General features: G+C 62.0%; 23 protein-coding genes and 1 tRNA gene. 8 read left to right on the forward strand and 16 right to left on the reverse strand.

All coding sequences use genetic code 11. The features are described from left to right. Positions 1-117: 117 nt before the first annotated feature. The 6 genes from HAV21_RS17870 to HAV21_RS17895 form a co-directional block, all read right to left on the reverse strand. Positions 118-717, reverse strand: coding sequence for a DNA-3-methyladenine glycosylase I (locus HAV21_RS17870; RefSeq protein ID WP_142937286.1), 600 nt, complete (start codon positions 715-717; stop codon positions 118-120). A gap of 103 nt (positions 718-820) precedes the next feature. Further along, complete coding sequence (locus HAV21_RS17875; RefSeq protein ID WP_142937285.1) at positions 821-1546, reverse strand: alpha-ketoglutarate-dependent dioxygenase AlkB; 726 nt, start codon at positions 1544-1546, stop codon at positions 821-823. Then, positions 1543-2172: a methylated-DNA--[protein]-cysteine S-methyltransferase gene (locus HAV21_RS17880; protein WP_142937284.1), complete on the reverse strand. Its 630-nt coding sequence runs from the start codon at positions 2170-2172 to the stop codon at positions 1543-1545. The genes HAV21_RS17875 and HAV21_RS17880 overlap by 4 nt, the downstream gene beginning before the upstream one ends. Further along, on the reverse strand, positions 2172-2699 hold the full coding sequence (locus HAV21_RS17885; protein ID WP_142937283.1) for an RNA polymerase sigma factor: 528 nt from the start codon (positions 2697-2699) through the stop codon (positions 2172-2174). Before HAV21_RS17885 ends, HAV21_RS17880 begins: the two co-directional genes overlap by 1 nt. Beyond that, on the reverse strand, positions 2699-3208 hold the full coding sequence (locus HAV21_RS17890) for a methylated-DNA--[protein]-cysteine S-methyltransferase (protein ID WP_142937282.1): 510 nt from the start codon (positions 3206-3208) through the stop codon (positions 2699-2701). The genes HAV21_RS17885 and HAV21_RS17890 overlap by 1 nt, the downstream gene beginning before the upstream one ends. A gap of 45 nt (positions 3209-3253) precedes the next feature. Beyond that, positions 3254-3508, reverse strand: a complete 255-nt coding sequence (locus tag HAV21_RS17895; RefSeq protein WP_142937281.1) for a cell division protein CrgA — start codon at positions 3506-3508, stop codon at positions 3254-3256. A 158-nt stretch (positions 3509-3666) separates the two neighbouring features. On the opposite strand from HAV21_RS17895, the gene HAV21_RS17900 reads away from it, so the two are divergent. From HAV21_RS17900 to HAV21_RS17910, 3 genes are read left to right on the forward strand one after another with little or no spacing between them, the layout of a single operon-like run. Then, positions 3667-4494 (forward strand): class E sortase, encoded by an 828-nt coding sequence (locus tag HAV21_RS17900; RefSeq protein ID WP_166842626.1) that lies wholly within the window; start codon positions 3667-3669, stop codon positions 4492-4494. Positions 4495-4497: 3 nt separating this feature from the next. Next, a complete protein-coding gene (locus HAV21_RS17905) occupies positions 4498-4668 on the forward strand; it encodes a hypothetical protein (RefSeq protein ID WP_011772805.1) in 171 nt (56 codons plus the stop codon). Continuing rightward, positions 4665-5306 (forward strand): aminodeoxychorismate/anthranilate synthase component II, encoded by a 642-nt coding sequence (locus HAV21_RS17910; protein ID WP_105691191.1) that lies wholly within the window; start codon positions 4665-4667, stop codon positions 5304-5306. The genes HAV21_RS17905 and HAV21_RS17910 overlap by 4 nt, the downstream gene beginning before the upstream one ends. Positions 5307-5316: 10 nt before the next feature. Here the strand turns inward: HAV21_RS17910 and pknB are convergent, their stop codons facing one another. The 7 genes from pknB to HAV21_RS17945 are packed head-to-tail and all read right to left on the reverse strand — an operon-like array spanning position 5317 to position 14904. Then, entirely contained in the window at positions 5317-7224 is a 1908-nt protein-coding gene (gene pknB, locus HAV21_RS17915; protein WP_142937279.1) for a Stk1 family PASTA domain-containing Ser/Thr kinase, read from the reverse strand. A 10-nt stretch (positions 7225-7234) separates the two neighbouring features. Next, complete coding sequence (locus HAV21_RS17920; protein WP_142937278.1) at positions 7235-9076, reverse strand: protein kinase; 1842 nt, start codon at positions 9074-9076, stop codon at positions 7235-7237. Continuing rightward, the gene (locus HAV21_RS17925) at positions 9073-10530 is read right to left on the reverse strand and encodes a penicillin-binding transpeptidase domain-containing protein (RefSeq protein ID WP_142937277.1); all 1458 of its coding nucleotides are present in this window, start codon (positions 10528-10530) and stop codon (positions 9073-9075) included. The genes HAV21_RS17920 and HAV21_RS17925 overlap by 4 nt, the downstream gene beginning before the upstream one ends. Further along, positions 10527-11954, reverse strand: a complete 1428-nt coding sequence (locus HAV21_RS17930; RefSeq protein WP_142937276.1) for an FtsW/RodA/SpoVE family cell cycle protein — start codon at positions 11952-11954, stop codon at positions 10527-10529. Before HAV21_RS17930 ends, HAV21_RS17925 begins: the two co-directional genes overlap by 4 nt. Then, complete coding sequence (locus tag HAV21_RS17935) at positions 11951-13666, reverse strand: PP2C family serine/threonine-protein phosphatase (protein WP_166842627.1); 1716 nt, start codon at positions 13664-13666, stop codon at positions 11951-11953. Before HAV21_RS17935 ends, HAV21_RS17930 begins: the two co-directional genes overlap by 4 nt. A gap of 3 nt (positions 13667-13669) precedes the next feature. After that, positions 13670-14149: an FHA domain-containing protein gene (locus HAV21_RS17940; RefSeq protein WP_024818875.1), complete on the reverse strand. Its 480-nt coding sequence runs from the start codon at positions 14147-14149 to the stop codon at positions 13670-13672. A gap of 5 nt (positions 14150-14154) precedes the next feature. Then, positions 14155-14904: a DUF3662 and FHA domain-containing protein gene (locus tag HAV21_RS17945; RefSeq protein WP_142937274.1), complete on the reverse strand. Its 750-nt coding sequence runs from the start codon at positions 14902-14904 to the stop codon at positions 14155-14157. Positions 14905-15279: 375 nt separating this feature from the next. Between HAV21_RS17945 and HAV21_RS17950 the strand changes: the two genes are divergently transcribed. Further along, positions 15280-15362, forward strand: a tRNA-Leu gene (locus HAV21_RS17950). A gap of 130 nt (positions 15363-15492) precedes the next feature. Here HAV21_RS17950 and HAV21_RS17955 read toward each other — a convergent pair. Both HAV21_RS17955 and HAV21_RS17960 read right to left on the reverse strand, forming a co-directional pair. Continuing rightward, positions 15493-16191 (reverse strand): FadR/GntR family transcriptional regulator, encoded by a 699-nt coding sequence (locus tag HAV21_RS17955; RefSeq protein ID WP_142937273.1) that lies wholly within the window; start codon positions 16189-16191, stop codon positions 15493-15495. A 10-nt stretch (positions 16192-16201) separates the two neighbouring features. Then, a complete protein-coding gene (locus tag HAV21_RS17960; RefSeq protein WP_166842628.1) occupies positions 16202-17329 on the reverse strand; it encodes a mandelate racemase/muconate lactonizing enzyme family protein in 1128 nt (375 codons plus the stop codon). 165 nt (positions 17330-17494) lie between these two features. Between HAV21_RS17960 and HAV21_RS17965 the strand changes: the two genes are divergently transcribed. Both HAV21_RS17965 and HAV21_RS17970 read left to right on the forward strand, forming a co-directional pair. Then, positions 17495-18103 (forward strand): sigma-70 family RNA polymerase sigma factor, encoded by a 609-nt coding sequence (locus HAV21_RS17965; protein WP_243753369.1) that lies wholly within the window; start codon positions 17495-17497, stop codon positions 18101-18103. Next, the gene (locus HAV21_RS17970) at positions 18100-18924 is read left to right on the forward strand and encodes a hypothetical protein (protein WP_166842629.1); all 825 of its coding nucleotides are present in this window, start codon (positions 18100-18102) and stop codon (positions 18922-18924) included. The genes HAV21_RS17965 and HAV21_RS17970 overlap by 4 nt, the downstream gene beginning before the upstream one ends. A gap of 24 nt (positions 18925-18948) precedes the next feature. Here HAV21_RS17970 and HAV21_RS17975 read toward each other — a convergent pair whose 3' ends face one another. Then, positions 18949-19656 carry a TetR/AcrR family transcriptional regulator C-terminal domain-containing protein gene (locus tag HAV21_RS17975; protein WP_166842630.1) on the reverse strand — a complete coding sequence of 236 codons (708 nt, stop codon included), beginning with the start codon at positions 19654-19656 and terminating at the stop codon, positions 18949-18951. 55 nt (positions 19657-19711) lie between these two features. Here HAV21_RS17975 and HAV21_RS17980 point away from each other — a divergent pair, with 55 nt between their 5' ends. Next, positions 19712-21136, forward strand: coding sequence for an NAD(P)/FAD-dependent oxidoreductase (locus tag HAV21_RS17980; protein ID WP_166842631.1), 1425 nt, complete (start codon positions 19712-19714; stop codon positions 21134-21136). 91 nt (positions 21137-21227) lie between these two features. After that, entirely contained in the window at positions 21228-22142 is a 915-nt protein-coding gene (locus HAV21_RS17985) for a universal stress protein (protein WP_166842632.1), read from the forward strand. Positions 22143-22159 lie beyond the last annotated feature (17 nt).

Here is a 22159-nt window from a genome sequence, read left to right on the forward strand (position 1 = left end):
ATAATGGACCCTGGTACGTGGATGTCCACAGAAGTTATCCACGCCTGTGGATAAAGTTACACACTTCTGTGGACAGCTCTGTGGACTATTGGGGCCGCAGGCCCGCCGGGGTTCGGGTTAGACCCATACCCCGGAGGTCCCCCGCCGATGACTGTCCATCAAGTGGGTGTCAATGATTCCCACGGCTTCCATGAGGGCATGCATCGTGGTGGGTCCCACAAAAGCGAAACCCTTCTTCCTCAATGCCTTTGACAAGGCGATCGACTCCGGCGAGGTGGTAGGGATGTCCGCCATTGTGGTGGGTTTGGGAGTGGTGTGCGGCTGGAACGACCAGACGAAGTCCACAAGACCGCCCTCTTCGCGCAACGCGATGGTGGCCTTGGCGTTGGTGATGGCCGCTTTGATTTTCAATCGGTTGCGCACAATTCCGGCGTCGAGCATGAGCCGTTCCTCATCGGCCTCGGTGAAGGCCGCGACACTCTCCGGATGGAAGTCCAGGAACGCTGCCCTGAAGGCATCCCGTTTCCGAAGAATGGTTGCCCAGGATAAACCCGCTTGGAACGCTTCGAGGCTGATGCGCTCGTACATGCCCTGCTCATCGCGGACGGGCATTCCCCACTCGTGATCGTAGTAGGCCTGCATGAGGGGATCCGAGGACGCCCACAGCGGACGCGCCAAACCATCCTCACCCACGACTATGCCACTATCCGCGGTCATGCACGCTCCTTCGATGCCGGCCACTCGAGGGCCAAGGCGGTAATTCAGCTTTCGGGAATATTCTCCCCGGAGCCTCGGACATTTTTGAGGTGGGACCCCGGCATCATGACAAGCCCGTGACTCGCATAGTGATATTGATCCGTCCCTGCGAGAGGCCGCAGCCATCCGGCGCCGTTTTCGGGAAAACCTTGGGGATCCCGTGATAAGCAAACCTGGACGGTCCTCCAAAGACGAAGAGGTCTCCCGACCGAAGCTCAACGTCTGTGTATGGCTTGGTCCGGGTCTGGGTATTGCCAAACCTAAACAGGCACGTATCACCAATGCTCAGGGAGACCACAGGGGCGTTGGAACGCTCGTCCTTGTCCTGATGCATTCCCATGGCGGCACCGTCGTCGTAAAAGTTCACCAGCGCGGCGTCGGGCGTGTACTTGTTCGCCAATGCGCTCAGCGCTTCGTCACTTTCAACGCCCTCATAGCCTGAGGAGTAGGCCGCTTGCACTGCTTTCCGCCCCAGGCGCACCATCCAGTCCGGGAAATCGAGCACGGGACGGCCATTGACGTCAGTGGCTTCCCGTGTGTAACGGTAAGGCTGCCAATGCCAACCCAAGCACACAGTTCTCACCGACATTTGATGTCCGCCCGGAAGAGTAGCGGCACGGAGGGGAACCGGCCCTTGGGTCCATTCGCCAAAGCGGGCTACTATCCATCGTTGCTGCTCAAGGGTAAGCCAAGCAGGAACATGGACGGCCCCGGGCGCAATCAGGCGGGGACCGGCGTCGTGCCTTTCCGGCTGAACGAGCTCCCGCGGAAACAAAGCGTCGTCGCTCATGCCGCCGCCTCAAGGCGGAGCAGTGCGCGTTTGGCCTCGCTTCCACCAAGGTAGCCACCGAAATTGCCGTCAGACTTTACTACCCGGTGGCAGGGCACAATGAGGGGCAAGGGGTTGGTAGCACAAGCGGTTCCGACAGCCCGGACAGCATTGGGACTGCCGGCTGCCTGGGCCACTTGGGCATAGCTGGCTGTGCTGCCATAAGGGATCCGAGGCAGGTGACGCAGGACATTGAGACGGAAACCGCGGGATAGCCGGAAATCCAGCGTGAGATCGAACTCCGTCCTGGTGCCCTTGAAGTACTCGTCGAGTTCACGGGCGGCGTCATCCAAACGTGCCGGAGCCTGAAGAATGCGCGGACTGACAGTGCTTGCCAGAAACTGAAGGACGGAGTCGTGGTCTTCCAGCTCGAAAGCGACACGGACAATTCCCCGGTCCGTAGCAGCCAAAAGGAGCTTACCCAGCGGGGAGTCCACAATCCTGTAAGCAACGTCCAAAGTGTGGGTGAGCTGAGCGTCGCGCGCCAAGCGGGCATGAAGGCTGGCAATGGCCGGTTCGAGCCCGATGTCCAAGGGATGGAGGAGCGAAAGAACCTCGGCGTGATCGGGACTGAGTTCAAGGGTCATCAGATGTCACCTTTCGAGGATGTGCGGGCCAGCGACTGGTGGGAGGCGAGGGCAGAGCGGAGAGACTTCACGCCGTCAGCTCCGGCGCGACGGGCAGCCTCGGCGGTGCCGCCCCACAAAGCAGCAACATCCTTATAGGGAAGGCCCCCTAAATAGTGGTAGGCCACCGCCTGGCGCTGCTTCGTGGGAAGACCCGCAAGGGCCTCAAGCAGTTCATCGTGGCCGTCACCAGGAATCCCGAGACTGGACGCTTGCTCAGGTGGAAGGTCAACCGGCAGGGCACGGCGGGTACCGGCCCGTACATGGTCGATGCACTTCCGGTGGGCGATGGTGACCAGCCAGGCTTCAACATTCGCTTCGGGAGGCAGTGCCGGGTATGCCTGAAGGGCAGCCAGGAACGTATCTGACCATGCATCATCGGCGTCGTGCACGCCAAGAATGGCACGGCACACCCGAAGCACTGTGGTGCCATGTTCATGGACCACGGATTCGAACGGCTTCTTGTCGACCATCTGCCTGGGCTTCATCAGAACAGCTTGCCCTCCCGCACCTCTACCGGCTCTTCCAATTCCAGGAGGAACCGTTTATTCCGAAGCCCACCTGCGTACCCGGTGAGTTGACCATGACGCCCCACCACGCGGTGGCAAGGAATGACGATGCTGATGGGATTGCGTCCCACAGCAGAGCCCACCGCCTGAGCCAGATGGGGATCCCCCAGTTCTGCGGCCAGCTGCCCGTAGCTGACGGTTTCACCGAACGGAATATGTTGCAGTCGTTCCCAGACCTTCTCTTGAAACGGGTTTCCGACTGCCTCGAAAGGAACATCGAACATAGTCCGATGACCATTCAGGTACTCGGTGAGCTCGGTCCGAGTCCGTGCGAACACCGGATCGTCCATCCCGGTCTGATCCCCAAAGTAGTCCTCCGAAGGCATATGCCAGTGACCCTCATAGAAGATCCCCGTCAAAAATTCCCCGCGGGCAGTCAAAGTCAACTGTCCCAGCGGGGAATCCAAGGTTGCGTGCCGGCTTCTCATATCTTGTAGACGTTCACGGGCACGGAAATGTGAGGTGCGGAATTCCTAGGAGCGCCAGCGTGTGGTCATCAGGAATCCGACGATCGCTATGCCGAAGCCGGCCACGATATTCCACGAGGCCCACTCGCGGACGGGGAACTGGCCCTCGGTAATGTAGAAAGTAATGATCCAGACCAAGCCGAGGATCATCAGGCCGAACATGACAGCCTTGTACCAAACCGGGTTGGGCTTGTACTGCTGTGCTGCGGAAGTCTGCTGGGCCTGACGGGCAGGCCGCTTGCGGGGCTTGGACTCGGGCACGGATCCTCCTGGCTGTTCGGTTTAATACCCGTTTCCGCCAGCCTTGATATCCTGCAGGAAGGAAAATTCCAGCGGTTAACGGCCACACGGCGTTCCGGGTTGGTTCTAGCTGTCAAGTCTAGCCGCAACCGGGGGTCCGCCTGTGCCGCCCGCGCCCTATGCAAGGAGACCTTGTGGCGCATCAGCAGCAGACGGCGGCCTCCGCCATGCCGTCCGCCAGCCAAGGGCACGAACTGCGCCCACGCAAGCGACTCCGGGCCTCTGACGTTGTCCGCAAGATCAGTCAGATTCTGGGTGAACTGCTGATTACGGCAGGCATAGTGCTGCTCCTTTTTGTGGGCTGGGAACTATGGTGGACCAACGTGGAAGCTGACGCCAAGCAGACAGAAGCGGTCAAGAGCTTTGCTCAGGAATTCTCCGGCCCCATAACCCCTGCGGCGCCTGCCGCCCCCGTGGATTATGGACCTCCGGTGGTTACACCGGCGCCCGCCTACGCGGGAATGATCGGAATCATGTACATCCCCCGTTTCGGCCCGGATTACACACGCCCCATCATCGAAGGCACCGGCTCGGACGTTCTGGACACCTTGGGATTGGGCCACTACGGAAGCACCAGCATGCCTGGCGCGCCGGGCAACTTTGCGGTAGCTGGCCACCGTCAAACCCACGGTGCAGTCCTGGACAACATCCACACATTGGTTCCCGGAGACAAGATCTACATCCAGACGGCAGACGGCTACTACACCTACGTTTTCCGCAACAACCAGATCGTCCTCCCGGACCGTACGGACGTCCTGATGCCCGTTCCCACCGAAGCGGGAGTCCAGCCCACGGAAAGTATCCTGACCATGACCAGTTGCAACCCGAGGTTTGGTGCACAGGAACGCATCATCGCTTACTCGATGCTGGATAGTTGGCAACCTGCCTCAGCCGGTCCGCCGTCGGAAATCGCCGCCCAAGTAGCCCGGGCACACGGAAAGGGGTAACCAATGTACGCGTGGATCTTCCGCAATCTGCCGGGACCCTTGTGGGTGCGGATCCTGACATCCTTGGTACTGGTGGGCGTAGCCCTGGTACTGATGGTGGAGTTCCTCTTCCCGTGGTTCTCCCAATTCACCACTTTGACCGACTCAACGATTGGTTCAGTGCAGCAGCCATGAGCACAACAAAAATCCTTGTAGTGGATAACTACGACAGCTTCGTTTACACCTTGGTGGGGTACCTCCAGGAACTCGGTGCCGAAACAACGGTGGTCCGCAACGACGACGTGACGCTGGCAGAGGCCATAGAGCTGGCAGCAAGCCGCGACGGCGTCCTGGTCTCCCCCGGCCCGGGTACGCCAGCCGAAGCAGGAGTCTGCATAGAGCTCATCAAGTGGTGTGGCGAGGCCGCCAAGCCCATGTTCGGTGTCTGCCTGGGACATCAAGCCCTGGCCGAGGCCTACGGCGGAGTGGTGACACACGCACCGGAACTCATGCACGGCAAGACCTCACCCGTCCAGCACGAAGGCAAGAGTGTCTTTGCTGGTCTCCCGTCGCCCGTGACGGCAACCCGCTACCACTCCCTGGCGGCGGTTCGGGACTCCATCCCGGACGTTTTGGAAATCACCGCCGAGACAACCAACGGAGTGGTGATGGGTCTGCAGCACAAGACCGCTCCCCTCTGCGGCGTCCAGTTCCACCCGGAATCGGTGCTCACCGAAGGCGGATATCAGATGCTGGGCAACTGGTTGGAGTCCCTGGGCATGACCGGTGCGGCCGAACGAGCCTCGAAACTGAGTCCACTCATCAAGCAGTAGGTGAGGTTCCTTACTTTTTGGTGGGCTTAGGCGTCGGGGTCGGCTTCTCAGTCTCCGTGGGAGTCGGCGTGGGAGTAGGTGTGGGTGGTGGAGCCGGGGCCTTCGCCACCGTGACAGTGACAACCTTGCCCTGAGGCACCTCGGTGTTGAAGGCATCGCTTTGAGCCGTGACTGTCCCAGCTGCAACCTGCGAGTTTTCCTGTTCCACAACTGCGATGTTGAGCCCGTTGGCCTTCAGCGCGGCTTCCGCTTCGGCCAACGGCAAGGCGATCAGCTGCGGCATGAGGACCTTGCCGGTGGATACCTGCAGCTCCACTTTGCTTTCCACGGCGATCGCGCCGCCCGGTGCGGGAGCCGTGCCGAGCACTACGCCCGCGGGGACAGTTGGGCTGTGGGTCAAGGCGGTCACTACTTCGCCTGTGATGCCGAGCCGCCGCAAAGCTTCGCGTGCGTCCGGTTCAGTGCGCCCCACGATGTCCGCCGGGATGATCACTGAGCTGGGGCCATTGGATATCTTCAGGATGACTTCAGCATCCTGTTCCAACAAGGCACCGGCTATCGGTGATGTCCCAATGGTCATGTCCTTGGCCACGGTGTCGCTTGGCTCGCGAACTGATTTGGGCTTCAGTTTGGCTGAGTACAGTTCCTGGATGGCCTGTGATTCAGACATGTTTGTTACCACCGGCACGGCTATTTTCGCGGGGGGCGGCGGCTGCATGTTCATGAGGCTGTAGAGCCAGAAACCGCCGCCAGCCAGTACCAGGATTGTGAAGATCACCAACGTGGCAACCCAGGCACGACGCCGGGACTTCTGGGCCGCCGGCAGCTCACGTTCCGGAGGGAGGCCCAAGGGAAGTGGTTCTTCCTGGGGCGGATCAAGAGGCTCATCTTTGAACTGGTTGGCATCGAGGAAGCCCACGGCCGTGGCACTCAAAAGCTCTGTTGCCGGGTCTTCAGGATCAACGAGGTCGTTGGGGTCCGTGGGAGCCTCGCTGGCTGCCACAGCGGGCACGGGGATGCCATTGCTTGCCGCACGCAGGGCGCGGCGGAAGGCTGCCGCGTCCTGGAACCGATCCGTGCGGCTCTTCTGCAGCGCCTTTACCAGGACGGAATCCAGTGCCTCGGAAACTTCGGGATTATGGGCGCTGGGCAGGTCCGGGATTTCACGGACGTGCTGGTAGGCCACCGATACTGGGCTATCGCCGATGAACGGAGGCCTGCTGGTCAGCAGTTCGAAGAGCAGGCAACCGGCAGAGTAGAGGTCACTGCGTGCATCCACCGTTTCACCACGGGCCTGCTCCGGCGAAAGGTACTGTGCGGTGCCCACCACGGCTTGCGTTTGGGTCATTGTGGCGGCAGAATCGGCCATGGCGCGCGCGATGCCAAAGTCCATGACTTTTACATCGCCGGTGTCGGCACAGACCATCACATTGGCAGGCTTGATGTCGCGATGGACGATGCCTGCGCGGTGGCTGTATTCGAGAGCGCCGAGGACACCCAGGGTAAAACCGACGGAATCCTCAACGCCAAGCTCGTTGGCCTTGATCATGTCGCGCAGCGTGCGTCCGGCCACGTACTCCATGACAATGTACGGGACACGCACGTCTTCCCCCGGGCCTCCGGGAACCGAGTATTCCCCGGTATCGAAGATGGCCACAATGGACGGGTGGTTCAACGCGGCGACAGCCTGGGCCTCGCGTTTGAAACGGGCCTGGAACTGGGGGTCCCGGGCAAGGTCGGCGCGTAGCACCTTGACGGCGATGGTGCGCCCCAACAGTGTGTCTGTTCCCCGGTAAACGTCGGCCATGCCGCCACGACCGATCAACTCGCCAAGTTCATAGCGGGAATTGAGGATGCGCTGGGAAGACACGGGCGTGTTCTCCTCTCGGTGCGCAGGACCTGGACGTGGCGTTGACATGGCGGCTTACTTAGTTCCTGGGGCTGGCGGAGCCGCTGGGCGTGGAAGTGGGAGTTTCAGGCTCGGTGGGCACCAGAGCCTTGGACAGGTAGTAAGTGACCGTTGAGCCCGCTGCCACCTGGGTGCCGGCCGCAGGTGAGGAACGCACGAACGTTCCCGGCTGCTGGCCGATGGCACCGTTGACGGGTTCTCCTGCCACCCACTGCAATCCGGCTCCTTCAATGGCTTGCCGGACCCGGGCTTCGTCAACTCCCGGCGCGATGGCAGGTACGGCCACCAATTCCGGGCCCTTGGAGTAGGTCACGGTGATGGTTTGTCCCGGGTCAACAGGACCGGTGGGGTTGAGGCTAATAACGATTCCAACGGGAGCGGTGTCGTCGAAGACTTCCTGACCGTTCACTCCAAGACCCAAGGCGCGAAGCTGACCGCTCACCGTCTCGAAAGGTTGGCCCTGGTACTGCTCAGGAATGACGTTGATCTTCTGGGGAACCGACTGCGTGGGCTGGGGTGCCTCAGTGGTCTCCGAGGGCCTCGGCGTCGGGGTGGCCGACGTAGAGGTAGGGCTGGCGCTCCGGCTGGTGCTGGTGGTGGTGGACTCGCTGGGCGCGGGGCTCGGCGAGAAGAATCCCGACTGGGAGATCAGGAAACCAACCAAAGCAAACAGGACCAGAAGGATCAGGGCTACCAGCGGCCACGTCCACGGGCTGCGCTTCTTGCGCTCCGGCTCAGCGTCATCGAAGTTCTCGTCGTCGGTGTAGACCACTTCTTCGTCATCGGTGAGCTGACGCTCTGCCTCCAAGGCATTCGCCCGCGTCAGGGGGTTGTCAGATGCGGCTGCGGCTCCCAGAGCAGCTCCTGCAGCGCCGGCTCCAAGCACCGGAAGTGCGGAGGTCGCCGTCGTCGACTGCTCCTTGCCGTAAGGCGAGGTGACGACGCCGGTGGGTGCCGTTGCGGTGTCCACCGGTGCCGTGATGGGCCCGGTAGTGGATTCGAACAACAGCATGCCGGGTACGGCGGCGTGCGCCGTGGCGATGTCACCGTTGCGGATGGCTTCAGCGGCTTCGGCCAGCTTGATGGCGTTGGCCGGGCGGTTCTTGGGATCCTTGGCCAGCATGGACATCAGGAGGGCGCGCACGGGCGTGGGCAGCGTCTCCGGAAGGGGCGGCGGTGCGTCGTTTACCTGGGCGAGGGCAATGGCAATCTGCGATTCACCGGAGAACGGTCGGTGGCCTGTAAGGCACTCATAGCCGATGACACCGAGCGAATAGATGTCCGAGGATCCCGTTGCCGTCTGTCCGGTTGCCTGTTCCGGAGCCAGATACTGGGCGGTGCCCATGACCTGGCCGGTCTGCGTGAGCGGCACCTGATCTGCCAATCGGGCAATGCCGAAGTCGGTGACCTTGACCCGGTTGTCCGGCGTGATGAGCAGGTTGCCCGGCTTGATGTCACGGTGGACCAGACCCTGCGCGTGCGCAACTGCCAGGGCGCGTGCTGTCTGGGAAATGATGGAGAGCGTCATGTCCGGAGACAGGACCTGTTCGCGCTCAAGGATGCCACTCAGCGGGTGTCCGGGCACAAGCTCCATGACCAGGTAGGCCGAACCGGCTTCCTCGCCGTAGTCAAAGACATTGGCGATGCCCACGTGGTTGAGGAGTGCTGTGTGTCGTGCCTCGGCACGGAAGCGCTGGAGGAAGCCGGGGTCACCCGTGTATTCCTCCTTAAGCACCTTGATGGCAACGATCCGGCCCAGGATCTGGTCCTTGGCCTTCCAGACCTCGCCCATGCCGCCAATCGCAATACGACTGGTCAGCTGGAACCTGCCGCCGAGTGTGATTCCTGAAGTAGGCCTCACTTATTCAACACCGCCTCAAAAATCTTCTTTGCGTTCGGACTGGTTAGCTGGGCCCCGGTTAGCACGTCCACACTCTCCATGACAATGGTGACGGCTACTTGCGGGTCGTTTGCCGGGGCGAACCCGGTAAACCATGAGTTATTCAAACCTGAATCGCCGAGCTCGGCGGTACCTGTCTTGCCGGCCACCTTGACGCCCGGAACGGCTGCACCCTTGGCAATGCCATTGTCTACGGCACTGGTCATCCACTCAGTGATCTGGCTGGCGATTGGCTGCGTGGTGCTGGTCCGCAGTTTTTCAGGTTTGGGTTCGTTGATGACCCGAAGATCAGGCGCACGGATGGCCTCAACCAGGTTGGGCTTCATCTGCACCCCACCGTTGGCAATGGCCGCCGTCATCATGTTGATCTGCAACGGCGTGGCCTTCACATCGCGCTGACCCACAGACGACTGTGCCAACTGGGCCTGGTCCAAGTCCTCCGGGAAGACGCTGATGGCCTGCTGCAGCTTGAGCTGGTCACCGAAATCCTGGCCGAAGCCGAACTTCTGCGCCTGTTCCCTGATGGCGTCCTGGCCAAGGTCAAGTGCAATGCTCGCAAACGGAGTGTTGCACGACTGCTCCAGGGCAAAGGCGAAGGATGCTGTCTCGCGGACGTTGCAGTTGCCGCCGGCATAGTTGGGCAGGCTGGCACTGCTGCCGGGCAAGGGAAGGCTGCTGGGATTCGGGAGTTCGCTGTCCTTGTTGTACTTACCGGAATTCAGTGCCGCAGCAGTATCAATGAGCTTGAAGACCGAGCCGGGCGAAAGCAGGTTACCTGTAGGACCGCTGACGTTCTGGTTCAGGTTGATACCCGGAATCTGGTTCAGCTGTGCATAATTTGCTTCCGCTGTGGTCCGGTCATGGGTGGCAATCAGGTTGGGATCATAGGTCGGCTTGGAAGCCATGGCCAAAATGGCGCCGGTCTTGGGGTTGGTGACCACAATGGAGCCCCGCTGGCCTTCAGGAATCAGATCCATGGCCAACTGCTGCAGGGCAGGATCCAAGGTCAACTCCACAGATGCTCCCTTGGGCTCTTTACCGAGGAACATCTGGCTCATGCGATCCAGGAACAGCTGATCAGAGTTGCCCGCCAAGGTTTCCCCCATGGACTGTTCCAAGCCGGTGGAACCAAAGAATTTGGAGAAGTATCCGGTGATGCCGGCATACAGCTGTGGCTGGTTGTACTGGCGCTGGAAGGCGCAGGACTCCGTTCCGGGAACCGACTCAACCACCGGTTTTCCACCCACAATGATGGAGCCGCGCTCGTTGCAGAAGGATGCCAAAACAGCGCGCTGGTTCCAGGGGTTGGCGTTGAGGTCGTCAGCACCAATCACCTGAACGTAGCTAATGGCGCCGAAGATCAACGCGAACATGGCGACGGCAGCCATCCAGCTGCTGCGAATAGCCTGGTTCATTGTTGCTTCACCGCCTCTGTTGGTGCGCTGGGTGTCTGTCCTGTAGCCGGCTTGCGGCTGTCCGGCGTGCTGCTTGCGGGCGGTTTGTTAACCATGGGGGTGGTGTCCACCGGGCCGCGGGCCGTGTTGGAGATCATGAGCAGCAGGCCAACGATGATCCAGTTGGCCAGAAGCGAAGAGCCGCCGGCTGCGAGGAACGGAGTGGTGAGGCCGGTCAAGGGGATGAGCCGGGTGACGCCGCCAATCACTACGAAGCATTGCAGGGCAATGGCAAAGGACAAGCCGCAGGCGAGGAGCTTTCCAAAAGCGTCCCGGGTGCCCAAAGCTGCGCGGAAACCGCGGGTGAAGAGCAACATGTACAGCATCACCACGGCGAAGAGGCCTATCAAGCCGAGCTCTTCACCAATGAGGGCCACAATCATGTCGCTGTTGGCGAACGGGACCAGATCCGGCCGGCCCTGGCCAAGACCAGTGCCCACCAGGCCGCCGTCGGCCATGCCGAACAAGCCCTCCACGATCTGGCCGCTACCGCCGGGTGACCTGCCGAAGACCTCCGGTGTGAAGGCATTGATCCAGCTATCGATGCGGAAAGCGACGTGGGAGAAGATCTGGGAAGCAATGAAGCCTCCGCCCAGAATCAGCAGCAGGCCGATGACCACCCAGGAGATACGGCTGGTGGCCACGTAAATCATCACAATGAACAGGCCGAAGAAGAGGATGGAAGATCCGAGGTCGCGCTGGAAGACGAGGACGCCGATGCTCACCAGCCAGGCGGTGATCATGGGGCCAAGGTCCTTGAACCGGGGGAACTGCATGGGGCCGATCTTCCGGCCCGCCAGCAGAATGAGGTCCCGGTTGGAGGACAGATATCCTGCGAAGAATATGGCCAGGGTGATCTTGGCGATTTCACCGGGCTGGAACGTCATGGGCCCAACGCGGATCCAGACCCGAGCACCAAGGATTTCACCCGCGGAGATGCCGGGGATCAAAGGAAGGACCAGGAGGAATGCACTGACCGCCAGGGAGATGTACGTGAAGCGGCGCAGGATCCGGTGGTCTTTGAGGAACCAGATCACGGCTATGGAGACCGCCATGGCAATGAGGGTCCACCGGAGCTGGTTGTTGCCCGTATCGTCCCCGGGACCGTCCATCCGGTGGATCAACGCCAGGCCGAGCCCATTGAGCGCAACCACGATGGGAAGTATTACCGGGTCTGCATACTTCGCGCGGAGCCTGAGGACGACGTGGAATGCGAAAGCAGCCACGGCCAAAAGGCTGGACTGGAACCAGAAGTCGCTATCGAGTCCGACTTCCGAGTTGATACTCACCAAGGCACTGGCGCCGATGCCCACGGCAAGGGCCAGGACGATGAGCACCAGCTCAACGTTCCGGCGGGGTTTGGGGGCTATCTCAGTCTGCATCATTTGGCCGCCTCACAGGGAGTCGGGACGGGCGAAGGAGTGGGGCTGGCGACGGCGGCCGTGCTGGGAATGGGCACAGTGGCCGTAGGTGCTGGCGTAGGGGTTGCCGATCCCGACGCGGTGCCCGTGGCCGTGGGCGCGGGGCTGGGGCAGTTCGCAGAGGCGCTGCCGGTGTTCCGCAGGTTCTCCACGATGTCCTGCGCACCGTCGAGGTCGCCCGCCGGTACTGTCTGGCGTACGCTCTGTTGGCCGTATTCCGGCAATGAATCCACCCTGATATCGGTTACGGCTTCAAGCCGGGAAAGTTGAATGGGGCCGAGCCGCTGAGAGATTCCGTTGAAGATGGCGACCCGCTGATCGTATTCGCCCACGTAGTAGCGCGTTTGGGTCCAGGCATAGCCAAGCCAGAGGCCCACCACCACACCCAGGACAACCACCGCTGCAACCGCAGGCATCAACCAGCGCACGCGGCGTCGCGGCGGCTCTTCCACCTCAACGCGGTCCTGTTCAGCCTTGTGTGTCAGGACAGTAGCTGCCCTCCGTGCCACAGTGCGGCCGGCCACCGTGGGAATGGAGCCCGTTTCGGCAGCGGTTGCAGCTGCACCAACAAGCTCATGAGGCCGGCTTGCCAGTTCCTCGCGCAGCACTTCCGCCGACAAATGCTCGCCGAGGTGCGGGTCGGTGGTGGCAGGAGGTTCAGTGGACTCGCCGGTTGAAGCGTCGTCAGCCGCGTCTTGTTTGTTGTCAGGATTGCCCGCACTGAACGACGATCCAGCGCCTGCCTGCTGCTCGGTTTTGGGCTTCGACTCGGTTTTGCTGTCTTCTACAGCTTTGTCCGCAGCCACATCATCGGCGGACTTGGTGGCCGTGACCGCGTCAGGCTCGTCAACCGCGGCAAGCGCCGCTGCCGGAACGACGTCGACGGCGGCCGTGTTGACGTCGTCGTCGGTCTCCTCCGCAATCTCCAACATCACCACGGTGACGTTGTCCGGGGCGCCGGCTTCAAGGGTCAGGTCAACAAGGATCTCAGCACATTCGCGTAGGTCCTTGGTCTCACGGACCATGCGCTCCACCACGTGGCCGGCAACGTAATTGAGTCCGTCGGAGCAGAGCAGCCAGCGTTCGCCAGGTTCCACATCCAGGACATCCAGGTCCAGCTCGGGGCTGGCATCGACGTCGCCGAGGACTCGCATCAAGACGTTCTTGTGCGGATGCGTTTCGGCTTCCTCCGGGCGCAGCCGGCCTTCGTCAATGAGCCGCTGCACGAACGTGTGGTCAATGCTGACCTGTTCAAACTTCTTGTTGCGCAGCCTGTAGGCGCGGGAATCGCCAATGTGGGCGAAGTGGAGCTTGCGGCCCTCCAAAAGCAGGGCTGTCACGGTGGTGCCCATCCCCGAAAGCTTGGGATTTTGGTGCACGAGCTCGGAAAGAAGGGAATTGGCGGTCTGGATCTCGTCGGCCAGGACGGTGTCCGCACCCTCCGGATAGTCGTCATGATCAAGGTGGATCATGTCCAGAACCGTTGAAGCGGAAGCGACATCGCCGCCGGCGTGACCGCCCATGCCGTCGGCCACCACGGCAAGATGGCGACCCACATATGCGGAGTCGTCATTCTTGGAGCGGATCCGTCCGACGTCGGAACGAGCGGCGTAGCGCATGATGAGCGGGCGCTCCGCAGGCTTTTCCTGGCCTTTGGGGGACTCGGGGGAGGCCATGGACTACGGCCTCAATTCAATGACCGTCTTGCCGATTCTCACGGGGACGCCAAGCTCAACAGGCAATGCGCGGGTGAGCTGCTGATCGGCCAGGTAGGTGCCGTTGGTGGAGCCCAGGTCCTCGATGAACCAGCGGCTACCCTGCGGGAACAGGCGTGCATGCCGGCCGGAAGCGTAGTCGTCCTCCAGGACAAGCGTGGCTTCCTGCGCGCGGCCCAGCAGAATGGGGCTGGCCGCCAGGGGGACCGTGGTGCCTTTGAGGGGACCCTCAGTAACTACAAGTGTTCGCGCATGCTGGATTGCCGGCGGCGGCGAAGCCGCTAGTTCAGGATGCTTGCGGACTTCCCGTGCCGTGGGAACGCCGGTGACAGCCTTGCGGCCTATCTGGAAGTCGCGGCGCATGGTGGTGACGATGCTGAAAATCAGGACCCAGAGTAGGAGGAGGAATCCGAAGCGAAGCGCTGTGATGGTCAGTTCGCTGATGTCGTTCACGCGTGACCACCCGGGGTTTGGGGGAGGAGGCGGAAAATGATCTTGGTACGTCCCATCGTGATGGTTGAGCCGTCTGTAAGCTCCACGCTGCCGTTCACTTTATGTCCATTAACGTAGCTGCCGTTGGTGGAGCCGAGATCAACGGCCCACGTGGTGCCATTTTCCGTGCGGACCTCAAGGTGCTTCCGTGAAACACCTGTGTCATCCACCAGAATGTCGGCTTCGGAGGAGCGGCCAAGCACCACGGACAGGGCGTTGAGCGAATACCGCTGACCGCCGATGTCCAGTACAGGCTGCATGCGCGTGGGCTGCCGCACCGGAGCGGCGGGGACGTTGGCCCTGGGGGACGGCGCCGGTGCTGATCCGTCGTTTGACTGCTTCTCTGTTCGCGAAGCGATCTCGAAGTGACCGGCACGTTCCTCGTCGTTGCGTCGGAACGAAATGCGCACGGCGCCTTGGAGCGTGTAGCCCTGGCTACGGACGTGCTGGATGACGACGTCGCACAATTCCTCGGCCAATGGTGTTCCCCATTCCTGGGCCCGGGCAAAGTCCTCGTCACTCAACAGGACATCAAAGACATTTGGAGCCAGCGTCCGCCCGGCAGCGATGGTGATGGACTTATTGTCCAACTCGCGCCTCAGCTTGCTTGCAATCTCCACTGGCTCAACACGTGCCCGCGACCCCGTGGAGAAGACGTTGCGGACAGCCTTTTCAATGCCGCGCTCGACTTTATCCAGCAAACCCATGGTCCTTCTCCTTTCCTTGCCGCGGCACCCGTTGTGCCTGGTCCGATAGTCCGTCCATTGATCCGTCCGCACACACAGCGAAGTACGCGCCTGACGGCCCTTCCACTTCCCGATACTACTGGGACTGACTGGGAATGGCCTTAATCCACAACGCCTTGCGACCCGGAAAAGTTCGTTTCCGGCCCATGGTAGCGCGGGAGGGGAGGGCTGAAATTCTCACCTGGTTAAGCCATTGTTGGGGGACTCCTGGCCTCTTCGGGGACGCCTCCTACCTTTCGATTGGTGTTTTGCGGCGACTGTCCGTTATGCTTGATCTCGCTGCTTTTGAAGGAAACGAAGCTGGGAGACCAGCGGAAGTCCGGAAAAAGAAGTTGCGCGCGAGTGGCGGAACGGCAGACGCGCTGGCTTCAGGTGCCAGTATCCGAAAGGGTGTGGGGGTTCAAATCCCCCCTCGCGCACGCAATTGAAAGAGCCCCGGTCTTAGGACCGGGGCTCTTTTGTTTCCCCCGCACCCAACTGAGTCGCAGCAGAGCGCGTTTTGAGCCCGCTAAACGCGCTTAAGTGCTACTTAGTTGGGTGTGCGGGAGGTTAGGCGCGCGCGGAAGCCGCGAACCGGCGTCGTGAGTTGCTCAGGTGCAAGCGCATGGCGGCTGCGGCAGCCACTTGGTCGCCCTCCGCGATGGCCGCATATATAGAGGAGTGCTCGTGGACGACCTGGGCGAAACGCTCGGGTGAGTCCTGGTGGTCGCTGGCGACGAGGCGCGGGCGTGGCATGGTGATCATGGTTTGGCCCAGGGCGGAGATGCAGTCCGTATAAAAGGGGTTGCCCGTGGCGGCGGCAATGGCCCGGTGGAACTCGAAATCGGCTTTCATGGAGTGTGCCGGGTGGCCGGAGCTGGCGATGAACTGTTCCAAAGCTCCGTGCATCGCCTTGAGCTGGCGCTCCGTGTGGTTCCGCGCGGCCAAAGCGGCAGCTTCTGTTTCCACGCCAACGCGGAAATCCAGCATCTGCAGCCGATCTTCCATGCTGGAAACAGCCCGTGATCCGGGCGCCGGAGACGGGCCGTCCGCCGGCGGGGTCAGCGCAAAGCTGCCCCGCCCGCGTTCGGTTTCCACCAGCCCCTCGGCCTGAAGCCGGGTCAGGGCCGAGCGGACCACTGTCCGGCTTACCCCGAACTCACTAATGAGCGTGTTTTCGCTGGGGAGCTTCTCACCTGGCTGGATGACGCCGTCCACAATGCGGTTGCGAAGATCGGCGGCGAGATCCGCGGTCAGGTTTCGGCTCATGGGTTCAAGATTACGCGCCGAACTCTACTGATTCGGTGGTCCAGGCGCGGGCCTGCTCACTGAGGGTGACACCAAGCCCCGGCCGGTCCGGAACCATCATGCGGCCGTTCTTGGTTTCGAGGCGCTCCTCGAACAGCGGGTCCAACCAGTCGAAGTGCTCCACCCACGGCTCGCGGGGGTACGCGGCGGCCAGGTGAAGGTGGATTTCCATGGCGAAGTGGGGTGCCAGGCCCAGCCCGCGTTCATCCGCCAACGCTGCGAGCCTCAGGAATTGGGTGATGCCGCCGACGCGTGGTGCGTCGGGTTGAATGATGTCGCAGCTGTTCGCGTTAATAAGGCCCTTGTGTTCGGCTACGGAGGCGAGCATCTCACCGGTGGCGATGGGTGTGTCCAGGACCTGGGCAAGATGCGCGTGGCCCTCGAAGTCGTAGGCATCCAGTGGCTCTTCGATCCAGATGAGGTTGAATTCCTCCAGCTGCCGGCCCATGCGCAGGGCGGTGGCCCGGTCCCATTGCTGGTTGGCATCCACCATGAGCGGCACGTCCCAGCCGATGTGCTCGCGGACTCCGGCAACTCGGCGCAGGTCCTCCTTGGAGTCGGGCAGGCCAACCTTGATCTTGATGCCGCCGATGCCATCGTTGATGGATTGCGTGGCGCGTTCCTTGACCTCGTCCAGCGTGGCGTTGAGGAACCCGCCGGAGGTGTTGTAGGTCTGCACGGAGTCGCGGTAGGAGCCTAGGAGCTTGGCGAGGGGGAGTCCGGCGCGCTTGGCTTTGAGGTCGTAGAGCGCGATGTCGATGGCCGCCAGGGCCTGCGTAGCCACACCCGAACGGCCCACGGAGGCGCCGGCCCAGAGGAGCTTGGTGTAGATCTTGCCGATGTCGTTAGGGTCCTCGCCGATGATCCCTTCTGCCACTTCCTTGGCGTGCGCATACTGCGCAGGGCCGCCGGCGCGTTTGGAGTAGCTGAATCCCAGGCCGCGGTGGCCTTGTTCCGTGGTGATCTCGGCAAACAGGAAGACCACTTCGGTCATGGGCTTTTGCCTGCCGGTGAAGACCTTGGCATCGCTGATGGGTACGGTGAGGGGTAAACGTGCCGTGGACAGCTTGATGTGGCGAATCAGATCTACGGTGCTCATGGTTCTCCTAGTAAATGCGGCGTCCTTGCCTGTCACTTAGGATACAAGTTTTATACTTGTACTACAAGGGTTGGGTTGCCCGAGCGACGTCACCCGGGAGCGCACGACGGCGGCACCCGGCTTGGGGGGACACCCTCCCCTGAGTTCCAAGAATTTTTTGGGCGAATGCAACACACTGAGGTACGTGGCGGACAGGTACTGGGTATGAGCTACCTCTCGAGAGCCCCCGACCAGGAAGAAGCGTTCCGGGCGCTGTATCAATCTGCCTATGCTGACCTGCTCAAGTTCGTTCAGCGCCGCACCGACGCGGCACATGCCGAGGACGTAGTGGCTGAGGCATTTCTCATCGTCTGGCGGCGCTTTTCCGAAACGCCCAGGCACCAGGACGATGCGCGGGCATGGATCTTTGGCATCACTCGAAACCTCATGCTCAACGCCCGCCGTGGAGAGCAGCGACGACACGCGCTGGGGGTCCGCCTCGCTGAGGCGACCTCTGTATCCAACGCCGATTCCCACGCTGATCTGGTCAGCAGCCGCGTTGATCTCGGCAGAGCCTGGGAGCTGCTCTCCGAGATCCATCAAGAGGCCCTCGGGCTGGCGATCTTCGAGAACCTGGCCGCACCCCAGGCAGCGCGGGTATTGGGCATTTCTCCCGTTGCGTTCCGGCTCCGCCTCACCCGCGCAAGGCGAGCCCTGCGGCTACTCCTTGATCACATCCCGCGCCAAGAGTCGCCGGCGCAAGCCACATCTTCCGAAAAGGCCACCACACCATGAAAAACAGCCGGAACATCGATACTCTTCTGCGGTCCATGGACGCCGCCGAGCAGAACAAACCTACTGACCCGCGACGTTCGCAGAAAGATCTGGAACTGATTCTTCGGTCCCACCCAACTCCAGCCGCCAGGGGCGCCGAACCTGCAGAACACCAAACGTCGACGTCGATTCCAAGCCGTCGTCGTCGTCGCGCCCTTGCCTTGGGTGCAGTTGCTTTCGCAACCACAGTTGGATTCCTGATGGGGCCGGCTCTCTCGGGAGGCGACCCGGCCTTTGCAACGTGGACCGCCGCGCCGGGTGCGCTGATAGGTGCCGAGCGCGATAGCGCGGTTTCCGACTGCGCCCGGTCCAGCAAAAGGATTGGTGATGGCATGTACGTCAATGACGTGGCAGTAGCTGACGTGGCAATTGCAGAAAAGCGGGGAGCCTGGACCACGGTTGTCCTCAGCAGCACTGACGGCTTCGAAGCCACCTGCACCACCGATTCCTCGGCCCCATGGTTCAGAAGGGGTTCCTTTGGCTCAGTAGGAAAGCCGGGAGATGGCAAGAAGCCCACCGGCAGGGATATCAGAACCAGCCAACTCGGTACCGGCGTCATCGGTGACAATCCGCTCTCGATGGCTTCAGGGCAAGTTGGCCCGGACGTGGCCGCCATGACCTACGTCAGCACGGCAGGCGAGAAGATTACGGCCACAGTATCGAAGGGCCATTTCGCCTTCTGGCTTCCGGGAGGGGAGCTGACAAACTCGTCAGAGGAAAAAGTACCTGTCGAGGTGACTTACAGCGACAACACCAGGGAAATCCGCTACCTCAGCCTCTGAAGCGCACCTTAGGAACGAGGGAACTTAAGCCCGGAGCGCCCCGAAACCCGCAATCAGGGTTTCAAGTCCCAGGACGAAAGCTGCGTCGGTTGGCCGCTCCTGGCCTGCCAGGGACAACCTGTCCACAGCGGCCGTGAAGTTGGGGACCTGCTGGGCGAGGCTGCCGGCGTCGAAGATGTCATCCGGGGCCGTGACGTCGTAAGCGGCGCCAAACACGAAGGCTTCCAGGGCCACGATTGCGGAAATAATGCGGTCCTCCGGGAACCCGGCATCGCGGAAACCGGCGGTCACTGACTCGTACATGGCGAGCGTTTTGGGGGCATTGGCCACGGGCAGTACGGCAATGATCGGAATCAGGGGGGTGTGCGCGGAGAAAACGTCCCTATAGGACCAGGCCCAGCGGCGTACGGCTTCATCCCACGGTTCGGTGCCGAATGCGGAAACGTCCACCATTGCGGCCAAATGGTCCATGAGCAGAATGAGCACGTCATCTTTGGAGGCCACATGGTTGTAAAGGGCGGAAGGCGCGACGCCCAGGGAGCGTGCCAGGGCGGCCATGGTGAGTCCGTCGTAACCCTTGCTGCTGATTAACACCAGTGCCGCCGTCGTGATCCCGTCCTGGTCCAAGACAGCCGCGGTCGGCCTGCCGGCGCGCCGGCGAGCAGGTCGGGCGGAAGAAGCGGGGGTGGGTTCGGGCATCGGGAGCCTTTCTGCTGCCTGTGTCCCCAGCATTATTCCACTGGGTCTTCACAGGGGCGGACTCCAGCGCTACTATGGTTGTAAATGAATGCCATTCATTTATTGGTCAGCCACCACGGACGGCCACGGAGAGGACATCATGCAGAATCTTGAACGCGACGTTGTGATCGTCGGCGCCGGACCGTCAGGGTTGACGGCAGCACGCGAATTGAAGAAGGCCGGACTCAGCGTTGCGGTGCTCGAAGCACGCGACCGCGTGGGTGGCCGCACTTGGACGGATACCATCGACGGCGCCATGCTGGAGATCGGCGGCCAGTGGGTTTCCCCGGACCAGACAGCCCTCATGGAGCTGCTGGACGAGCTCGGACTCAAAATGTACTCGCGCTACCGCGAGGGCGAATCCGTCTACATCGGTGCCGACGGACAGCGCACCCAGTACACCGGCGACACGTTCCCGGTAAACGAAACCACCAAGGCCGAGATGGACAAGCTGGTAGCCATCCTGGATGAGCTCGCTGCGGAGATCGGCCCCACCGAACCCTGGGCCCACCCCAAGGCACGCGAGCTGGACACCATCTCCTTCCACCACTGGCTCCGCCAGAACTCCAGCGACGAGGAAGCCTGCAACAACATTGGCCTCTTCATCGCCGGTGGCATGCTCACCAAGCCCGCCCACGCCTTCTCCGCACTCCAGGCAGTCCTGATGGCGGCCTCGGCCGGTTCCTTTAGCCACCTGACCGACGAAGACTTCATTCTGGACAAGCGCGTCATCGGCGGTATGCAGCAGGTTTCGCTGCTGCAGGCAGCAGAACTGGGTGACGACGTCGTACTCAACAGCCCGGTCCGCACCATCAACTGGTCAGAGAACGCCGTGACCGTTGTTTCGGATGAGGCAACCGTCAACGCCCGTTACGTGATCATGGCGGTGCCGCCCAACCTGTACTCCCGCGTTTCCTTCGAGCCGCCGCTGCCGCGTCGCCAGCACCAGATGCACCAGCACCAGTCGCTGGGCCTGGTGATTAAGGTCCACGCTGTTTACGAGACCCCGTTCTGGCGCGAAGAAGGACTTTCCGGCACGGGCTTCAGCGCAGGCGCACTGGTCCAGGAGGTTTACGACAACACCAACCACGGCGATTCCCGCGGCACTTTGGTGGGCTTCGTGTCCGACGAAAAGGCCGACGCCGTTTTCGAACTCAGCGCCGAGGACCGCAAGAAGGCCATCCTGGAATCGATCGCCGGCTTCCTGGGCGATAAGGCCCTCACGCCCGAGGTCTACTACGAATCCGACTGGGGCTCCGAAGAGTGGACCCGCGGTGCCTACGCGTCCAGCTACGACCTCGGCGGCCTGCACCGCTACGGCAAGGACCAGCACGCGAACGTCGGGCCGATCTACTGGTCCTCGTCCGACCTCGCAGCCGAGGGCTACCAGCACGTGGATGGTGCGGTCCGCATGGGCCAAGCAACTGCCGCACGCATTGTTGAAGCCAACAAGCTGGCAACGGTAGCCGTCTAGCGGCAGAAAAGAACTAACCGGCAGGCCGGGGGAGCGTCATTCCCGGCCTGCCGGCACCACTGTTTAAACAAGACCACCGGAAGGGACCACCATGCGCTACGTAGTGGGTTACACCGCCAATGCGAGGGGGCACGACGCCGTCCACATCGCCGTCGCGCTGGCCAGAAACCACGATGTGAGCCTGGATCTGGTCCTGGTGATCCCCGAGGATTCCCCTTTCAATGCCGTCTATCCGCCCGAGGCCGGCTACAACGACATCCTCACCGACCAAGCGCAGCGCTGGCTGGACGAGGGCCTGGCGTTGATCCCGGCGGATGTCACCGCACGCGCGCACATCCGCCGCGGCGATTCCGAGGCCCGCACGCTGATCGAGGCCGCAGTGGAATTCGACGCCGCGGCCTTGGTCATAGGCGCCAGCAACGGCGGGCTGCTCAAGCGGTTCACGATCGGTTCCGTGGCGAGTTCACTGCTCCACTCATCGCCGGTTCCGGTGGCTTTGGCGCCGCAAGGGTATCAGCGTACGGATCCGATAACGCGCTTGAGCTGCGGTTTCGGGACGCGCCCGGGCGCTGATGAACTTCTCGACGTCGCCGTTGAATCTGCGCGCGATCGCGGCCTTCCGCTGCGGCTCGTCTCCTTGTTGGCGCTCGACGGCGGTAACTCGCCTGGGTTGGCCGACGCCGCCTGGGTGCATGCCGCCGACCGGCTTGCCGCCGTCGGGGGTTCTGCGGACACGGGCGGTTCTGCGGACGCCGCCGGTTCTTCAGACGTGACGGCCGCCGGTTCCCTTCAAGGTGAGCCGGAGATCGTGGTGGCGCAGGGCCGCACCATCGAAGAAGCCGTTGACCGACTCGACTGGGAAGACGGCGAAATCCTGCTGATCGGTTCCAGTCGCCTGGCCCAGCATCGGGCCACTTTCCTGGGCAGCACCGCAAACCGGATCCTGCGTGCCCTCCCCGTTCCCATGATTGTGGTCCCCCGCGACTACACGCGCCACAGCGCCTAGCAATCGCCTGAGAGGCA

It is taken from the genome of Paenarthrobacter sp. MSM-2-10-13 (assembly GCF_011605365.1).
Taxonomy (GTDB): domain Bacteria; phylum Actinomycetota; class Actinomycetes; order Actinomycetales; family Micrococcaceae; genus Arthrobacter.

Coding starts and splice junctions, on each gene's coding strand:
- HAV21_RS17870 (WP_142937286.1), bottom strand. CDS start 717: ATGACCGCGGATAGTGGCATAGTCGTGGGTGAGGATGGTTTGGCGCGT.
- HAV21_RS17875 (WP_142937285.1), bottom strand. CDS start 1,546: ATGAGCGACGACGCTTTGTTTCCGCGGGAGCTCGTTCAGCCGGAAAGG.
- HAV21_RS17880 (WP_142937284.1), bottom strand. CDS start 2,172: ATGACCCTTGAACTCAGTCCCGATCACGCCGAGGTTCTTTCGCTCCTC.
- HAV21_RS17885 (WP_142937283.1), bottom strand. CDS start 2,699: ATGAAGCCCAGGCAGATGGTCGACAAGAAGCCGTTCGAATCCGTGGTC.
- HAV21_RS17890 (WP_142937282.1), bottom strand. CDS start 3,208: ATGAGAAGCCGGCACGCAACCTTGGATTCCCCGCTGGGACAGTTGACT.
- HAV21_RS17900 (WP_166842626.1), top strand. CDS start 3,667: ATGCAAGGAGACCTTGTGGCGCATCAGCAGCAGACGGCGGCCTCCGCC.
- HAV21_RS17905 (WP_011772805.1), top strand. CDS start 4,498: ATGTACGCGTGGATCTTCCGCAATCTGCCGGGACCCTTGTGGGTGCGG.
- HAV21_RS17910 (WP_105691191.1), top strand. CDS start 4,665: ATGAGCACAACAAAAATCCTTGTAGTGGATAACTACGACAGCTTCGTT.
- pknB (WP_142937279.1), bottom strand. CDS start 7,224: ATGTCAACGCCACGTCCAGGTCCTGCGCACCGAGAGGAGAACACGCCC.
- HAV21_RS17925 (WP_142937277.1), bottom strand. CDS start 10,530: ATGAACCAGGCTATTCGCAGCAGCTGGATGGCTGCCGTCGCCATGTTC.
- HAV21_RS17930 (WP_142937276.1), bottom strand. CDS start 11,954: ATGATGCAGACTGAGATAGCCCCCAAACCCCGCCGGAACGTTGAGCTG.
- HAV21_RS17935 (WP_166842627.1), bottom strand. CDS start 13,666: ATGGCCTCCCCCGAGTCCCCCAAAGGCCAGGAAAAGCCTGCGGAGCGC.
- HAV21_RS17945 (WP_142937274.1), bottom strand. CDS start 14,904: ATGGGTTTGCTGGATAAAGTCGAGCGCGGCATTGAAAAGGCTGTCCGC.
- HAV21_RS17955 (WP_142937273.1), bottom strand. CDS start 16,191: ATGAGCCGAAACCTGACCGCGGATCTCGCCGCCGATCTTCGCAACCGC.
- HAV21_RS17960 (WP_166842628.1), bottom strand. CDS start 17,329: ATGAGCACCGTAGATCTGATTCGCCACATCAAGCTGTCCACGGCACGT.
- HAV21_RS17965 (WP_243753369.1), top strand. CDS start 17,495: ATGCAACACACTGAGGTACGTGGCGGACAGGTACTGGGTATGAGCTAC.
- HAV21_RS17970 (WP_166842629.1), top strand. CDS start 18,100: ATGAAAAACAGCCGGAACATCGATACTCTTCTGCGGTCCATGGACGCC.
- HAV21_RS17975 (WP_166842630.1), bottom strand. CDS start 19,656: ATGCTGGGGACACAGGCAGCAGAAAGGCTCCCGATGCCCGAACCCACC.
- HAV21_RS17980 (WP_166842631.1), top strand. CDS start 19,712: ATGCCATTCATTTATTGGTCAGCCACCACGGACGGCCACGGAGAGGAC.
- HAV21_RS17985 (WP_166842632.1), top strand. CDS start 21,228: ATGCGCTACGTAGTGGGTTACACCGCCAATGCGAGGGGGCACGACGCC.